Annotated in this window: 1 protein-coding gene and 1 pseudogene; both read right to left on the bottom strand. The window is 76.4% G+C overall.

The features are described from left to right. A pseudogene (locus ACTWQE_RS34110) lies at positions 1-284 on the bottom strand (hypothetical protein); the annotation flags it as partial. A 10-nt stretch (positions 285-294) separates the two neighbouring features. After that, positions 295-627, bottom strand: a complete 333-nt coding sequence (locus tag ACTWQE_RS34115) for a MoaD/ThiS family protein (RefSeq protein ID WP_443332965.1) — start codon at positions 625-627, stop codon at positions 295-297. Positions 628-860: the final 233 nt, after the last annotated feature.

Genomic DNA, 860 nt, shown 5'->3' on the forward strand with positions numbered 1-860 from the left:
GTGTGCCCGGCCGGCTGCTCCGGCGGAAGGGCGCCCGGGGCCTGTACGGGCGGCCGGTACGCGGTGTCCGCGGCACCCGGGGCGGGCGGCTGCTGGTACGGCCCCTCGCCGTAGCCGCCCTCCGGGTGTGCCGGACCCCGCCGGAGCCCCTCGGGGCCGCGCGGCGCCTGGTGCCCGTACGGGTCGTACGGGGCGTACGCGTGGCGTGGGTCGTACGGCCCACGAGGATCCTGGGAGTCGTACGGGTCGTAGGGGTCGTACGGGCTGTGCGGCTGGTCGCTCATGGTGTGGTGCTCACCCTCCTGCGAACGGCGGGAGCACCTCGACCGTGCCGCCCCCGGCCAGTGTGACCGTCTCATGGCTGCGGCCCCCGACTGGGTCGCCGTCCACCAGGAACGAGCAACGGAGCAGTACGCGTGCGAACTCCGGGTTCTCCGCGTGCCGTTGCCGCGCCGCGTCGAGGGCCTCGGCCAGCGTCGTCGCCTCGTACGCCTCCTCACCGGTGCCGGCGGCGGCCTTGGCGGCCGCCCAGTAGCGGATCGTGCCGCGCGGCGTGCGTGCTGCTCCGGTGGTGCCGCTCTCGGCCGTGGTCGCGTTCCCGTCCGGTGCGGCCTGGGCTGCGCCCATGGGGGACTCCTGTCCTCGTTCCGTCGACGGCGTCCTCGCGGATGCGCCGCTCTCCATGATGGCGTGTCCCGGGCGCGCTCCCGGCCGCTCGCTCCGGCCGTCGGGCAGCCAGGCCGCCATACGGGTCAGCAGGGCGTCGTCGACCGCGTTCTCCGCGTGGCCGAGGCCGGGCTCGATCCACAGCTCCGCGGCGCCGCCCGCCGCGCGGGCCAGGGAGTGGGGGTGGTCCAGCG

Origin of the sequence: Streptomyces sp. 8N706 (assembly GCF_052245415.1) — a bacterium.
Taxonomy (GTDB): domain Bacteria; phylum Actinomycetota; class Actinomycetes; order Streptomycetales; family Streptomycetaceae; genus Streptomyces.

Coding starts and splice junctions, on each gene's coding strand:
- ACTWQE_RS34115 (WP_443332965.1), bottom strand. CDS start 627: ATGGGCGCAGCCCAGGCCGCACCGGACGGGAACGCGACCACGGCCGAG.